Genomic DNA, 13,844 nt, shown 5'->3' with positions numbered 1-13,844 from the left:
CAGATCCTGCTAACGTGCACCGTGTCGGGGATCGTCGGGGGACGTTACGGGGCGGGTCGGCAGATGGCGGGCAGCACGGCGGGCGGTCAACAGGGTGAGCGCACCGCGTTCGCCACCCACCTGCGCGCCGCCATCGCCACCAGCGGGCTCTCCCTCGACCGGATCCAGGCGCGGCTGCGGGCCCGCGGCGTCGTCGTCAGCGTCACCGCCCTCAGCTATTGGCAGTCCGGCAAGCGCCAGCCGGAGCGGCAGAGCTCGCTCTCGGCCGTCCGCACGCTGGAAGAAATCCTCGACGTCCCGGCCGGGTCCCTGCTCGGGCTGCTCCCGCCGCCGAGGCGCCGCGGCGGGGCCGGGAAGCGCCAGGCGGGCGGCGAGCCCATGACGTTCCCGCGCGAGACGCTGCAGCCGCTTTTGGACAAGGTCGGCGCGCCGGACGCGCTCGAGCGCCAGCACCCGCTGAAGCTGGTCGGGCTGCACGACCTGTGCGAGATCGCCGCGGACGGCGGCCAGTGCGCGGTCACCGCGCGGGCGGTGTTCCAGGCGGGCGCGGACGGCCAGGACCGCTGGCTGCTCGTCTACACCCAGGACGACCCGGCCGCCGGCGCACCGGATTTGCACGCGGTGCGCAACTGCCGGGTCGGGCGCGCCGAGACCGACGAGGCCCACGGCCTGATCGTCGCCGAGCTGATCTTCGACCAGCCGATCGACCGCGGCGAGACGCACCTGATCGAGTACACGCTGACCAACGGCGGGCCGCCGTACCCGGAGTGCCGCAACACGTACTACCGCGAGTTCCGGCGCCCGGTCCGGGAGTACCTGCTGGAGGTCCGGTTCGCCCCGGGTACGGCCCCCGAGCGTTGCTGGCAGTACGCCCGCAACGGCGGCACCGGCTCCACCCGCCGTCCGCTCAAGCTCGACGGCGGCGACGGCGTCCACGCGGTGGCGCTGGACTTCGGCCCCGGCGTCTTCGGCATCGACTGGGATTGACGTCCCCCGAGGGGTCGTCCCTATCGCTGGTGCGCGGCCGCCACGGTGGCCAGCTCGGTGCGGTTCGCGATGCCCAGCTTGGCGTAGACGTGCGCGAGGTGCGTCTTCACCGTGCCGCGGCTCATGAACAGCCGGGTGCCGATCTCCGGGTTCGTGCAGCCCTCGGCCGCGAGCTTCACGACCTCCAGCTCGGTCGGCGTCAGGGCTCCCCAGCCGCTCGACGGGCGGCCGCGCGCACCCCGCGTCCGGCGGACGAACGCGACGACGTCGTCGAGGCCCATCGGCTCCTCGTCCGTAGCGAGCCCGAGCGCGTCCAGCTCCTCCTGCTCCTCGAACCGACGTGGAAAGCCCAGGTCGGCACGGGCGTGAGAGGCCGAGACGTGCACCCGGGCCGCGTCGGCCTCGCGGCCGGTGCGGGCCAGCAGCGTGGTCAACGCGTCCAAGCTCGCCAGCACGCCCAGGCGGAGTCCGTGGCCGACGCGCACCGTCAACGCCTCGTGGTGCCGCTCGGCGGCCTGCTCCGGCCCGGCCAGGTACCCCTGCTGGTCCAGGGCGTCGGCCAGGGCCGACCGCAGGCCCCAGCGCCGGTTCAGGTCGACGGCGGCGGCGAGCACCTCCGCGGCCTCGCCGGTCCGGCCCAGCGACCGCAGTACGGCACCGCGTTCGGCGAGCCCCTGGGACGCCATGTACGTCCCCGGGATGGCTTCGCGCTCGAACCAGCTCGTGGCCTCCTCGAACTCGCCGCGACGCCGGTGCAGCTCGCCCATCACCCCGGCCATGCCGGGCACGAAGACGTCCCCCGCGGTTTCGAGGAGCCGCAGGAACGGTTCCATCACGCGGAACCCGGCGTCGACCTCGCCGGCCAGGCAGTGCACCATCGCCAGCCGGCACAGCGTGGTGTTGACCCGGTGGAAGTCCCCGAGCGGCGCCGCGACCTCGACGGCGCGCTCGGCGAGTTCGCGGGCCAGCGGCAGGTCCGCCGACGCGAGCGCGCTCGCCGACCGGGCACTGAGGACCGTCGAAGCGAGCCCGCGGTCGCCCCGGCGAAGGAGCCCTTCGGTCGCTTCGGCGAGTAAGGGCTCGGCTTCGTCGTGCCGGTCGCGGGCGTGCAGGACGATCCCGCGCAGCATCAACGCACTGTCGCGCGCGAAGCCGTCTTCGGCGGCTTCGGCGACCTTCTCCGCTTCGAGAGCGAGGTCCCAGGCGGCGTCGAAGTCCGTGTACAGGTGCCCGAGAGCGGTCAGGGAGAGGCAGCGCGCGCGAAGCCCCGCTTCGCCGACCTCGGTGGCGATCTCCAGGCCCAGCCGCGCGGCCTCGACGTCGAACGGCGCCGTCGTGTCCGCGACCAGCCCGATTCCGGTGAGCAGCCGGGCCTGCAGCGGCGAACGCTCGTCCGGGCACCGCGCGACCGCGCGCCTCAGGTACGCCAGGCCCTCGTGGCCGCGGCCGCGCAGGTTCCACAGCCACGCGACGGCGGCGGCGAGCCGGCGCCCCCGCGTGGGATCTTCCCGCGCCAGCCCCCACTCCAGGGCCGAGCGCAGGTTGTCGCGCTCCGGTTCCATCCGCGCGCGCCAGGCGTCCTTGTCCCGGTCGAGGTCGGGTTCGGCCGCTTCGGCGAGCGCGAGGAAGTGGTCGAGGTGGCGATCGCGGACGGCGTCGGCCTCGCCCGCCTCGGCCAGCCGGGCCGCCGCGTACTCGCGCAGGGTCTCCAGGAGCCGGTAGCGGCCGTTTTCGGCCAGCACCAAGGACTTGTCGACCAGCCGGCCCAGCGCGGGCAGCGCGGCCAGGCCGCCCGCCGCGTCGAGGGTGAACCCGCCGGCGAAGACCGCGAGCCGGCGGAACACCGCGCGATCCTCGTCTTCGAGCTGGTCGTGGCTCCAGGCGATCGACGCGGCCAGCGTCCGCTGCCGCGCGGGCACCCCGCGCGGGCCGCGGGTGAGCAGCGCGAACCGGTCGTCGAGGCCGGCGTCGATCTGGTGCGGGGTAAGGGTTCCGAGCCACGCGGCGGCGAGCTCGACGGCCAGCGGGATGCCGTCGAGCCGGGTGCAGACCGACCGGACGGCGGCCGCGCTCGAAGTGTCCAAAGTGAACAGCGGCCGCACCGCGCCGGCCCGTTCGACGAAGAGCGCGACGGCCTCTTCGACGGCCAGCGGCGGCACGCGCCACACCGTCTCCCCCGGCACGCCGAGGGGTTCCCGGCTGGTCGTCAGCACGGCGACCTCGGGACACGTCCGGAGCAGTTCGACAGCGAGGTCCGCGACGCCGTCGAGGGCCTGTTCGCAGTTGTCGAGGCAGAGCAGGACGCGCCGGTCACGCAGCTCCGTCGCGACCGAGCGGGCGGCACCCGCGTGCGGTTCCACCGGCACGCCGAGCGTCGCGGCGACCAGTTCGGCGACCTCGCCGCGCCCGGTGACGGCGTCGAGCTCGACCCACCACACGCCGTCGGGCCACCGCCCGGCCGCCGCGGCCGCGACCTGGGCGGCGAGCCGCGTCTTGCCGCTGCCGCCCGGCCCGGCGAGCGTGACGAGCCGGCCGCCGGCCAGCCGTCCCCGGACCTCGCCGGCCTCGGTCTCGCGGCCGACGAACCCGGTCAGCTGCACCGGGAGGTTGTTCGGGACGGCGTCGAGCGAGCGCAGCGGCGCGGGCGTGCCGCCGAGCTGGAAGACCCGCTCCGGCGCGGTGAGGTCGGCCAGCCGGTGGACGCCGAGGTCGTGCAGGGTGACGCCGGTCAGGACCGCGGCGGCTTGCGCCGAGACGAGCGTCCGGCCGTCGGTGGCCAGCTCCCGCAGCTGCGCGCAGCGCCGGACGGCGGGTCCGGTGGGCGTGCCGTCGTCGCGGACCAGCGCTTCGCCGGTGTGGACGGCGGCGGGTCCGCCGGTGAGGGTCGCGAGCGCTTCTTCCGGCGTCGCGAAGACCGCCGGGGGCGCGTCACCGGCGCACCGGATCGTGACCGTGCCGGCGGGGCGGAGGTTCGTCTGGGTCATGGCCCGGCCAGTCTGCCAGCGGATCTCGGCCAGGTGGCAGATGTCCCGGCGCGCGGCGCCTGCGACCTTCGTCTTCGTGGAGACGTTCGAAGAGCTGCTGACCCGCTGGCGGGACGCCGAGGCCCGCGGCGCCGGCACCGCGGCCTTCCTGGCCGCGGACTTCCGCGGCGACGGCCCGGACGGGCGCGTGCTCGACCGCGAGGCGTGGCCCGGCCGCACTCCCGCGGGCGCGTTCCGGTGGACGGACCTGCGGGTGACGCCGTCGGTCGGCGTGGCGACCGGTCACCGCGACGGCGCCGGCTGCACGGTGGTGGCGGCGCGCCGGGACGGCGGCTGGCAGATCGTCAACGTCCAGCGCGGGTCATGACAGCTTGGTCCGCAGCACCTTCCCGGTCGCGTTGCGGGGCAGCTCGTCCAGGAACTCGACGTCCCGGGGCACCTTGTAGCGCGCCAGGTTCGCCTTGACGTACTCGCGGACCGTGTCGACGTCGAGGTCCGAGCCGTCGGCCCGCACCACGAACGCCTTGAGCCGCTGCCCGAACTCCGGGTCCTCGACGCCGATCACCGCCGCTTCCAGGACGTCTTCGCGCTCCACCAGGAGGTTCTCCACCTCGATCGGGAACACGTTCTCGCCGCCGGAGACGATCATCTCGTCGTCGCGGCCGTCGATGAACAGCAAGCCGTCTTCGTCGAAGTGGCCGACGTCGCCGCTGGAGAGGAGGCCGTCGATGATCTCCTTGTGGCGGCCGTCGGTGTAGCCGCCGAAGCTGAGGCCGCTGCCGACGAACACCCGGCCGGTCACGTGCGGCTCGGTGACGCGACGGCCGTCCGGGTCGTACAGCGCGACCTTGCAGCCGACCGGCGCGCGGCCGACCGTGCCCGGCGCCTTCGCCCAGTCGTCCGGCGTCGCGACCGTCGCCACGGCGACCTCGGTCGAGCCGTAGAGGTTGTGCACGACCGGGCCGAACGCCTCGTTGGCCCGGTTGCCGAGGTCCGGCGAGAGCGACGAGCCGGCGACGAAGATGATGCGCAACGCCGACGTGTCGTGCTTCGCCAGGACGTCCTTCGGCAGGTCGACGATGCGCTGCAGCATGGTCGGCACCAGCACGAGCGCCGTGCACTGGTGCTCGGCCACGCCACGCAGCGTCTCTTCAGGGCCGAACTTGCGGCGCATCACGACCTTCGAGCCGAGCGCGAAGGAGAGGATGAACTGCGAGAGGCCGGTGCCGTGGAACAGCGGTGCGCCCATGTAGGTGGCTTCGTTGGACCGCAGCGGGATCCGGTCGAGGAACTGGGCCGACGCCAGCGCCGAGGTGTGCGGCCGCGGGGCGCCCTTCGGCGTGCCGGTGGTGCCGCTGGTCAGCAGCACGAAACCGCCCGGCTTGGCCGGCGCGGGCCACGGCCGGTCGTCGGTGCTGGCGATGATCTCGGACAGCACCGGCACGTCCCGGTCGGTCAGGTCGCTGTCCGGGTCGACCCAGGCCAGGTAACGCTCGACGCCGTCGGGGACGGCGTCGAGCAGGTTCGTGAACTCCTGGTCGTACACCAGCGCGGTGACGCCCTCGCGCTTGGCGACGTCGGCCAGCTGCGGCTTCGCGAAGCCGGTGTTCATGAGCAGCAGCCGGACGCCGAGCTTGCCCGACGCGGCCATCGTGATCACCAGGCCGCGGTGGTCGCGGCAGAGCGCGGCGACGACCTGCCCCGGCTTGATCCCGCGCTCGGACCAGGCCCGGGCCAGCGCGTTCGACTGGTCGTCGAGCTGCTTGTAGGTCAGCGGGCCGAGCTCGTCGACGATGCCGACGGCGGTCGGGTCGCGGCGGGCGGAGATGTGGTTCGCGCCGGCGAACGGGCCGAACTTGCGGAGCGCGACGAGCGATCGGACCCCCTCGTCGAGCCGGGGAAAGGGAACGAGACCGGCCCGCCGCATCACATCCACGCTGCGCGCCGTCTCCGCCACCTTGTCCGCCACCTGCGTGGCGAGCTCGACCAGGCTCATCCAGGCACCTCCGTTGCTGCGGGATGGGAGCTCATGCCGACGGCGGGCGTACCGGCGGTATGGGAGCTACTGGAGAGTAGCCCAACCTTCGGCCGAACGCACCAGCCGCGTCCGGCCCGAAACTGTCGGTGGTGGCCGTCATGATGTCTTCGTGCAGGTGATCGCCGGGCGGGAGGAGGACGGGAGCTTCACCGTGCACTCGCCATCGTCGACGGCGAGCGGCCTGGACGAAGCGGGTTTGGTGGCGCTCGCCCGGGAACTGGAGACGTCGCTGCGGCCGCGCTGGGTGTTCCCGTCGGTGGAGCTGGTGTACCCGGTGCTCGTGGCGGCCGGGCTGCGGGTCGAACGCTGCTACGACCTCGCGCTGGCGGAGGGGTTGCTGCTGGCGTACGAGGGTCAGGAGGGGCAGTCGCGGAGCCTGCGCGCGGCCTGGGCCAGGGCCGACGGCGAAGAGCCGCCGCCCGACTCCGCGGACGTCGAGCTGGCGCAGCCGACGCTGTTCGACACGCGGGTGCCGACGCTGCCCGCGGGCGTGACGGTCGTCACGGCGGTCCGGCGCGTGCTCGCGGAACAGGACCGGCGGGTGGCCGCGGCCGAGCACCCGGACCGGCTGCGGCTGCTGCTCGCCGCGGAGTCGGCGAGCGCGCTGGCCGCGGTGGAGATGTCGGCCGACGGCCTGCCGTGGCGCGCCGACCTGCACGAGGAGCTGCTGGTTTCCCGGCTCGGGCCGCGGGTGCGCGCCGGCGAGCGGCCGAAGGTGCTGGTGGAGCTGGCGGCGAGGATCAGCGAGGCGTTCGGCGGCCGGCCGGTCAACCCGGATTCGCCGCCGAGCGTGGTCAAGGCTCTCGCGCGCGCCGGGATCGAGGTCCCGGCGGCGCGGAAGTACCTCTTGAAGGGCATCGATCACCCCGCGGTGGGGCCGTTGCTGGAGTACAAGGAGCTGTCCCGGCTGCACGCGGCGAACGGCTGGTCCTGGCTCGAGGAATGGGTCACCGACGGCCGGTTCCGCCCGCACTACGTCGTCGGCGGCGTGGTGTCCGGGCGCTGGGCCAGCCGCGGCGGCGGCGCGCTGCAGATCCCGAAGGTGCTGCGCACGTGCGTGCGCGCGGACCCGGGCTGGAAGCTGGTGGTGGCCGACGCGGCCCAGCTGGAGCCGCGGGTGCTGACGGCGCTGTCGGGCGATCGCCGGCTGGCCGACGTCGCGGCGGCGACGGACCTGTACGCGCGGCTCGGCGAAGCGTTGTTCTCGGGCGCCCGCTGGGTCCCGGCCGCCGACGACGACCGGGACGACCGGGCGCGCGCGAAGATCGCGATGCTCTCGGCGATGTACGGCGGCACGTCCGGCGAAGCGGGACCACTGCTCGCCTTGCTGCGCCAACGGTTCCCGGACGCGGTGTCCTATGTGGAGCACGCCGCGCAGGCGGGCGAGCGCGGCGAGCGCGTCCGCTCCCGGCTGGGCCGGACGTCCCCCGCGCCTTCGGCCGCCTGGCGCGCGTTGACCGGCGGGCTGGCATCGGACGAGGCCGGGGAGCTGAAAGCCCGCCGGGCGTCACGCGGCTGGGGCCGGTTCACGCGCAACTTCGTCGTCCAGGCCAGCGCGGCCGACATGACGGCGGTGATGCTGGCCACGCTGCGCCGGCGCCTCCCGGACCCGGCGCACCTGGTGTTCTTCCAGCACGACGAGGTCATCGTCCACACCCCCGCTCCACTGGCGGAGGAGGTGTCGTCCGCCATCACGGGCTCGATCGCGGAGGCGGCGCGCATGCTGTTCGGGCCGGCCTGCCCGGTCCGCTTCCCGCTGCACATCGCCCCGGTCGACACCTACGCCGACGCGAAGTAGCCGACCGCAACGGACGACACGCGTACCCGGATGGACGACACGACGGGCCCGGGTGTCGGCCGGCCGGGTACGCGTGTCGGCCGTCAGCCGAACATCGAGAGCGTCTGCGTGCCGACGTCCTGGTTCGGCAGTGTCTTGCCCGGGTTGCCGCGGAAGTCGGTCCAGCACGGGTGCAGCCGGAAGTCGGCGCCGACGGCCGTCGCCGTGTAGTCGCCGATGAACACCCCCTGCAGCTCCTTGCCGGTCACCGCACCGGTTCCGACGAACTGCACCTGCGGATTCGCCGTCTGCGTCGTGATCCGGCGGATCGGGGACAGGCGGTCACCCCAGCCGGTGGCGTAGGCGTAGTCGAGGCCGATGCCGTGCGGGTCATAGGCGCGGGTGTAGAACGTGACCGCGACGCGTCCGGCCAGCGCCGCGACGGCCGGGAACACCTCGTCGGCGCCCGTGCCGATCTTCGCGGGCTTCGACCAGCCGTGCCGTCCGTCGGACCCGCTCAAGAACGCGTCGCCGTTCGTCTTGACCGACTCGCCGTCGCGGTAGACGCCGTTGCGGTCGTCGGCCCAAGTCACCCACAGGTGATCGGTCACGCGGTCGTAGGTCAGCTGCGGGAAGCTGTTGACGCGGAAGTTCTCCCCGGTCAGCGCGTTGTTGGCGACGTCTTCGTCGACCGGGAAGTCGAAGTCGAGCGCCACCTCCGTGTGCCGGAAAGTCCGTCCGCCGTCCCGTGAGGTCGCGACGACGACGGCGTCGTGATCGGCCGGCTGGTCGCACGCCGCGGTCGCGCACACCGACGTCTCGTAGGCGATCTGGAGCGTCTTGTCGCGGGTGACGACCGGGTTCGAGCCGCTGCCGTACGGTGTGATCCCGCCGTGGAAACCGGATAGTGACGGCGAAACCCGGCGCATCGGCGACCACGTCCGGCCGAAGTCGGCCGACTTCGACAGCACGATCGGCGACTCGATGAACGCGCCGTCGGCGTCGTAGGTGAACTGCGTCCAGGTCACGTAGACGTCGCCGGACACGGGGTCGGCGGCGATCCACTCCTTGTCGTTGAAGATGTTCGCGGGCGTCGGCGTGCCGGCCGGCGTGACGCCGTCGAGGTGCAGGATCGCCGGGTCGCCGAAGCTGCGCCCGCCGTCGTGGGACACCGACACGGCGATGCCGCTGGCGAGCTGCTGGTCCTCGGGAACCTCCGCCCGGCTGAACAGGAGCGTGGCGTAGTAGACGGTGTTGTGCGGCCCGAAGGCGACCGCCGGGTCACCCGCGGCGTCCATGTAGGACAGCGGAGCCGGCGCCCCGGTCGGGAAGTCGAGGTGCGGCAGCTGGACGTTCGCCCAGGTCCGGCCGCCGTCGAACGACGTGTAGGCGAAGCCGCCGGAGTCGTTGCGGGCTTCGCGGGTGTTGTAGAGCCGGTAGTCGTTCGAACCGGCGACGATGTTGCGCGGGTTCTCGGGGTTGACGGCGATGGTCGTCTCGTTCTGGGCGGTGCTGCAGCCGGTCTGGCTGCCGGTGGGCACGATCGTGTCGCCGGCGATGACGTCGTTGTTGGGGGCGAGCGGCCGGTAGGGGTTCGGCTTGCCGAGGTAGGTCTGGCAGAGCGCGGACAGCGCCGGATCGTCGCCGTCCTCTTCTTCCTCCTCGGCGAAGCGCTCCTTGAGCAGCGGATTCGGCACGTCGTGCCGGGCCTCCGCCGCGATCTTGTGCTTGCTGTGAAGCGGATCCACCGGCAGCGGCGACCCGCCGCCGGCAGCGTGCGCGGCCGGCGCGAGGACGACGGCGAGCGGCAGGACGAGCGCGGTGAGCGTGGCGAAGATTCTGCGCTTGGCGGACGAAACACCCGAGGACATCGGAAGGTCCTTTCCCAGGAGGTCTTCAGCCGTCCTAGGCTTGACGCCGACCTGCGCCCGGTCAACCGACGGAAGTTCGGAGCCGGACATACCAGGCGGACCTCACGCCAGAGCGTCGTCGATGGCTTTCGTGATCCGTTTCAGCGATACCGGGTGCGCCGTCCCCAACGTCTGCGCGAAGAACGAAACCCGCAGCTCCTCGATCATCCACCGCACTTCGTCCAGCGCGGGTGACGACGTTCCCGGCGGCAGCGAAGCCAGCGCCTCGCGGTACTCGCCGGTGATCCACGCGATGTCCGCCGTCCGCTGCAGGTCACGGGTCGGCTCCGAAACCAGCTTCTCCAGCCGGCGCGAGATCCCCTGCAGGTACCGCACCACGTTGCGCAGCCGCGAAGCACCCGTCGCCGTCACGAAACCCGGGTACACCAGGCCCGACAACTGGGCCCGGATATCGGACAGCGACTCCGCCGGACCCCGCGTCGAAGGCAACGCCACCTCGACGTCGTTCGCCGCGCGGAGGATCTTCTCGACGTCCGTCAGCACGTCCAGCACGACCGGGTGCAGGCTCGCGCGGACCTTCTCCAGCAGCACCTTGAAGCCGGTCTCGTCGAACACCGGACCTCCGCCGGCGGCCATCAGCGAGTCCACCGCGCAGTCGACGCAGTCCTCGAGCAGCGCCGCCACGCTGCCGTGCGGGTTCCGGTTCAGCACCAGCTTCGACGAGTTCGACAGCGACCGCGTGATGAACTTCATCGGCGAGCTCAGGTTCAGCCGCAGCATCCGCCGCGTGCCCGCCCACATCGCGTGTTCCTGCTGCCCGGGCGTGTCCAGCAGCCGGACGGCCACCGACGCGCCCTCGTCCACCAGCGCCGGGTACGCCTTGACGTCGTGGCCGCGCTGCGTCGAGGCGAACACCCGCGGCAACGAGCCGAAGTCGGGCTTCGTCAGCCCGGCCTTCTCGAGACTGTTGGCCGCCTTCGAGATCGTCTCCCGGACCTTCGGCGCCAGCTTCAGCTGCAGCAGCGAGATGTCCTTGCCCTCGGCCACCTTCTTGCCGCGCTCGTCGACCACCCGGAACGTCATCTTCAGGTGCTCCGGCACCGAAGAAAGGTCCCAGTCCGCGTACGGCACCGTGACGCCGCGCAGCGCACGCAGCTCGCGGCCGAGCACCTCCAGCAGCGGACCGTCCGAAGGGGACACTCGCGAAAGGACGTACGCCGCGGTATCCGGCGCCGGGACGAAGTTGCGGCGCAACGCCTTCGGCAACGACTTGATCAGCTGCGTGACCAGCTCGGACCGCAACCCCGGCACCTGCCAGTCGAAGCCGTCCTCGGTCACCTGGTTCAGCACCGGGAGCGGGACGTGCACGGTGACGCCGTCCGCGTCCGCGCCCGGCTCGAACTGGTAGGTCAGCTTGAAGACCTGCGTGCCCTGCGTCCACGAGTCGGGGTAGTCGCCCTCGCGGACGCCGCCCGCGGTCTCGTTGATGAGCATGGACTTCTCGAACGAGAGCAGGTCCGGCTGCTCGTGGCGCGTCTTCTTCCACCACGTGTCGAAGTGGCGCACCGAGACGACGTCCACGGGCACGCGGGCGTCGTAGAACTCGTACAGCGTCTGGTCGTCGACCAGGATGTCGCGGCGCCGCGCCCGGTTCTCGAGGTCCTCGACCTCTTCCAGCAGTGCCCGGTTCTCGGCGAAGAAGTGGTGGCGCGTCTGCCAGTCGCCCTCGACCAGCGCGTGCCGGATGAACAGCGCCCGCGACATCTCGGGGTCGATCCGGCCGTAGTTGACGCGGCGGTCGGCGATCAGCGGGACGCCGTACAGCGTCACCTTCTCGGTGGCCATCACCGCGCCCTGCTTGCGTTCCCAGTGCGGCTCGGAGTAGTTGCGCTTGACGACGTGCCCGGCCAGCGGCTCGACCCACTCGGGCTCGATCCGGGCGTTCACCCGCGCCCACAGCCGCGACGTCTCGACCAGCTCCGCCGACATCACGAACCGCGGCTGCTTCTTGAACAATGCCGAGCCGGGGAAGATGCCGAAGCGGGCGCCGCGCGCGCCCAGGTAGTCGCCCTTCGCCGGGTCTTTGAGGCCGATGTGCGAGAGCAGCCCGGCGATCAGCGACGTGTGCACGCGCTGCGGGTCGGCCGGGGCCGTGTTCGTGTTCAGCGAGATGCCGAGCGGCTTGGCCAGCTGCCGCAGCTGGCTGAAGATGTCCTGCCACTCGCGCAGGCGCAGGTAGTTCAGGTACTCGGCGCGGCACATCCGGCGGAACTGGTTGCCGGACAACGCCTTCTGCTGCTCGGCGACGTACTCCCAGAGGTTGAGGTAGGCGAGGAAGTCCGACGTCGGGTCGGCGAACCGCGCGTGCTGCTGGTCGGCCGCCTGCTGCTTCTCCGCCGGCCGCTCGCGCGGGTCCTGGATGGACAGCGCCGCCGCGATGATCATGACCTCGCGCACGCAACCGTTCTTCGCGGCCTCCAGCACCATCCGGCCCATCCGCGGGTCGACGGGCAGCTGCGCGAGCTTGCGGCCGGTGTCGGTGAGCCGCCGGTCCGACGAACTGGCGGCGGCACTGTCGAACGCGCCGAGTTCCTGCAGCAGCCCGACGCCGTCGGCGACCTGACGGCGGTCCGGCGGCTCGACGAACGGGAACGCCGCGATGTCGCCCAGCCCCAGCGACGTCATCTGCAGGATGACCGACGCGAGGTTGGTCCGCAGGATCTCCGGGTCGGTGAACTCGGGCCGCGCCTCGAAGTCCGCTTCGGAGTAGAGCCGGATGCAGATGCCGTCGGACGTGCGGCCGCAGCGGCCCTTGCGCTGGTTCGCCGACGCCTGCGACACCGGTTCGATCGGCAGGCGCTGCACCTTGGTGCGGTGGCTGTAGCGCGAGATCCGCGCGGTGCCCGGGTCGACGACGTACTTGATGCCCGGCACGGTCAGCGACGTCTCGGCGACGTTCGTCGCGAGCACCACCCGGCGTCCGGTGTGCTGCTGGAACACGCGGTGCTGATCGGCCGCCGACAGCCGCGCGTACAGCGGCAGGACCTCGGTGCCCCGCAGGTTCGCCCGGTTGAGCACGTCGGCGGTGTCGCGGATTTCGCGCTCGCCGGAGAGGAACACCAGGACGTCACCCGGACCCTCGGCGCACAGCTCTTCGACGGCCTCGAGGATGCCCTGCGTCTGGTCGCGCTCGTCGTCGCCCTCGGGATCTTCGGGGTCCACCAGCGGCCGGTAGCGCGTCTCGACCGGGTAGGTCCGGCCGGAGACCTCGACGATCGGCGCGTCGTCGAAGTGCTTCGAGAACCGCTCGGGGTCGATCGTCGCCGAGGTGATGATCACCTTGAGGTCGGGGCGGCGCGGCAGCAGCTGCTTGAGGTAGCCGAGGATGAAGTCGATGTTGAGGCTGCGCTCGTGGGCCTCGTCGATGATCAGCGTGTCGTACTGGCGCAGCGAGCGGTCGGTCTGGATCTCAGCCAGCAGGATGCCGTCGGTCATCAGCTTGACCAGCGTGTCCTGCCCGGACTGGTCGGTGAACCGCACCTTGTAGCCGACGGCGTCGCCGAGCTCGGTCTTCAGCTCGCTCGCGATCCGGTCGGCGACCGTGCGGGCGGCCAGCCGCCGCGGCTGCGTGTGGCCGATCTGGCCGCGGATGCCGCGGCCGAGCTCGAGGCAGATCTTCGGCAGCTGGGTGGTCTTGCCCGAGCCGGTCTCGCCCGCGACGATCACGACCTGGTGCTTCTCGATCGCGGCGCCGATCTCGTCCTTGAGCTTGCTGACCGGCAGCTCTTCGGGGTATTCGATCTTGGGGACGCTTTCGCGGCGCGACGCGATGCGCAGCTCGGCCTTGTCGATGTCGGCGGAGAGCTGCGCGAGGGCGGCGTCGCGATCGCGAGCTTTGCGGGCGCCGTCGAGCCGCCGGCGCAGCCGCTGCTCGTCACGCGGCATCAGCTCGGGCAGGCGCGCACGCAGCGCTTCGAAAGGGGATGACGTGGACATGCTTGGGCCAAGGATAGCCGTGCGTGACGAGGCCGGCCTCTCAATATCCCCGTCGCGTGACCTGGCCCACCGACCAGCGCCCCAATGTGGCCTTGGTTGCGTTCAACGCACCGAAGGGGCCCTTGGGTGCGTTGAACGCAACCAAGGCCACAGTGGGGCGCTCGGGACGAGCGTCAGCCCTGCTGGCCGGG

Annotated in this window: 7 protein-coding genes; 3 read left to right on the top strand and 4 right to left on the bottom strand. The window is 72.2% G+C overall.

Features of this window, described 5'->3' with window-relative positions; all coding sequences use genetic code 11:
- Positions 1-63 precede the first annotated feature (63 nt).
- Entirely contained in the window at positions 64-987 is a 924-nt protein-coding gene (locus AB0N03_RS39070) for a hypothetical protein (protein ID WP_364383202.1), read from the top strand.
- Between the two features lie 20 nt (positions 988-1,007).
- Here AB0N03_RS39070 and AB0N03_RS39065 read toward each other — a convergent pair whose 3' ends face one another.
- Complete coding sequence (locus AB0N03_RS39065; protein WP_364383200.1) at positions 1,008-3,971, bottom strand: LuxR C-terminal-related transcriptional regulator; 2,964 nt, start codon at positions 3,969-3,971, stop codon at positions 1,008-1,010.
- On the opposite strand from AB0N03_RS39065, the gene AB0N03_RS39060 reads away from it, so the two are divergent.
- Positions 3,970-4,338 (top strand): nuclear transport factor 2 family protein, encoded by a 369-nt coding sequence (locus AB0N03_RS39060; protein WP_364383197.1) that lies wholly within the window; start codon positions 3,970-3,972, stop codon positions 4,336-4,338. The genes AB0N03_RS39065 and AB0N03_RS39060 overlap by 2 nt on opposite strands.
- On the opposite strand, the gene AB0N03_RS39055 is transcribed toward AB0N03_RS39060, so the two are convergent.
- Positions 4,333-5,967, bottom strand: a complete 1,635-nt coding sequence (locus tag AB0N03_RS39055) for an acyl-CoA synthetase (protein WP_364383194.1) — start codon at positions 5,965-5,967, stop codon at positions 4,333-4,335. The two genes, AB0N03_RS39060 and AB0N03_RS39055, sit on opposite strands and share 6 nt — an antisense overlap.
- 151 nt (positions 5,968-6,118) lie before the next feature.
- Here AB0N03_RS39055 and AB0N03_RS39050 point away from each other — a divergent pair, with 151 nt between their 5' ends.
- Positions 6,119-7,807: a bifunctional 3'-5' exonuclease/DNA polymerase gene (locus tag AB0N03_RS39050; RefSeq protein ID WP_364383191.1), complete on the top strand. Its 1,689-nt coding sequence runs from the start codon at positions 6,119-6,121 to the stop codon at positions 7,805-7,807.
- 83 nt (positions 7,808-7,890) lie between these two features.
- Here AB0N03_RS39050 and AB0N03_RS39045 read toward each other — a convergent pair whose 3' ends face one another.
- Positions 7,891-9,657 (bottom strand): sialidase family protein, encoded by a 1,767-nt coding sequence (locus AB0N03_RS39045; RefSeq protein ID WP_364383189.1) that lies wholly within the window; start codon positions 9,655-9,657, stop codon positions 7,891-7,893.
- A gap of 102 nt (positions 9,658-9,759) precedes the next feature.
- Positions 9,760-13,653, bottom strand: a complete 3,894-nt coding sequence (gene hrpA, locus AB0N03_RS39040) for an ATP-dependent RNA helicase HrpA (protein ID WP_364383186.1) — start codon at positions 13,651-13,653, stop codon at positions 9,760-9,762.
- Positions 13,654-13,844 lie beyond the last annotated feature (191 nt).

Origin of the sequence: Amycolatopsis sp. NPDC051061 (assembly GCF_040682935.1) — a bacterium.
Lineage (GTDB): Bacteria > Actinomycetota > Actinomycetes > Mycobacteriales > Pseudonocardiaceae > Amycolatopsis.
This window is presented reverse-complemented; position numbering and strand designations above follow the sequence as displayed.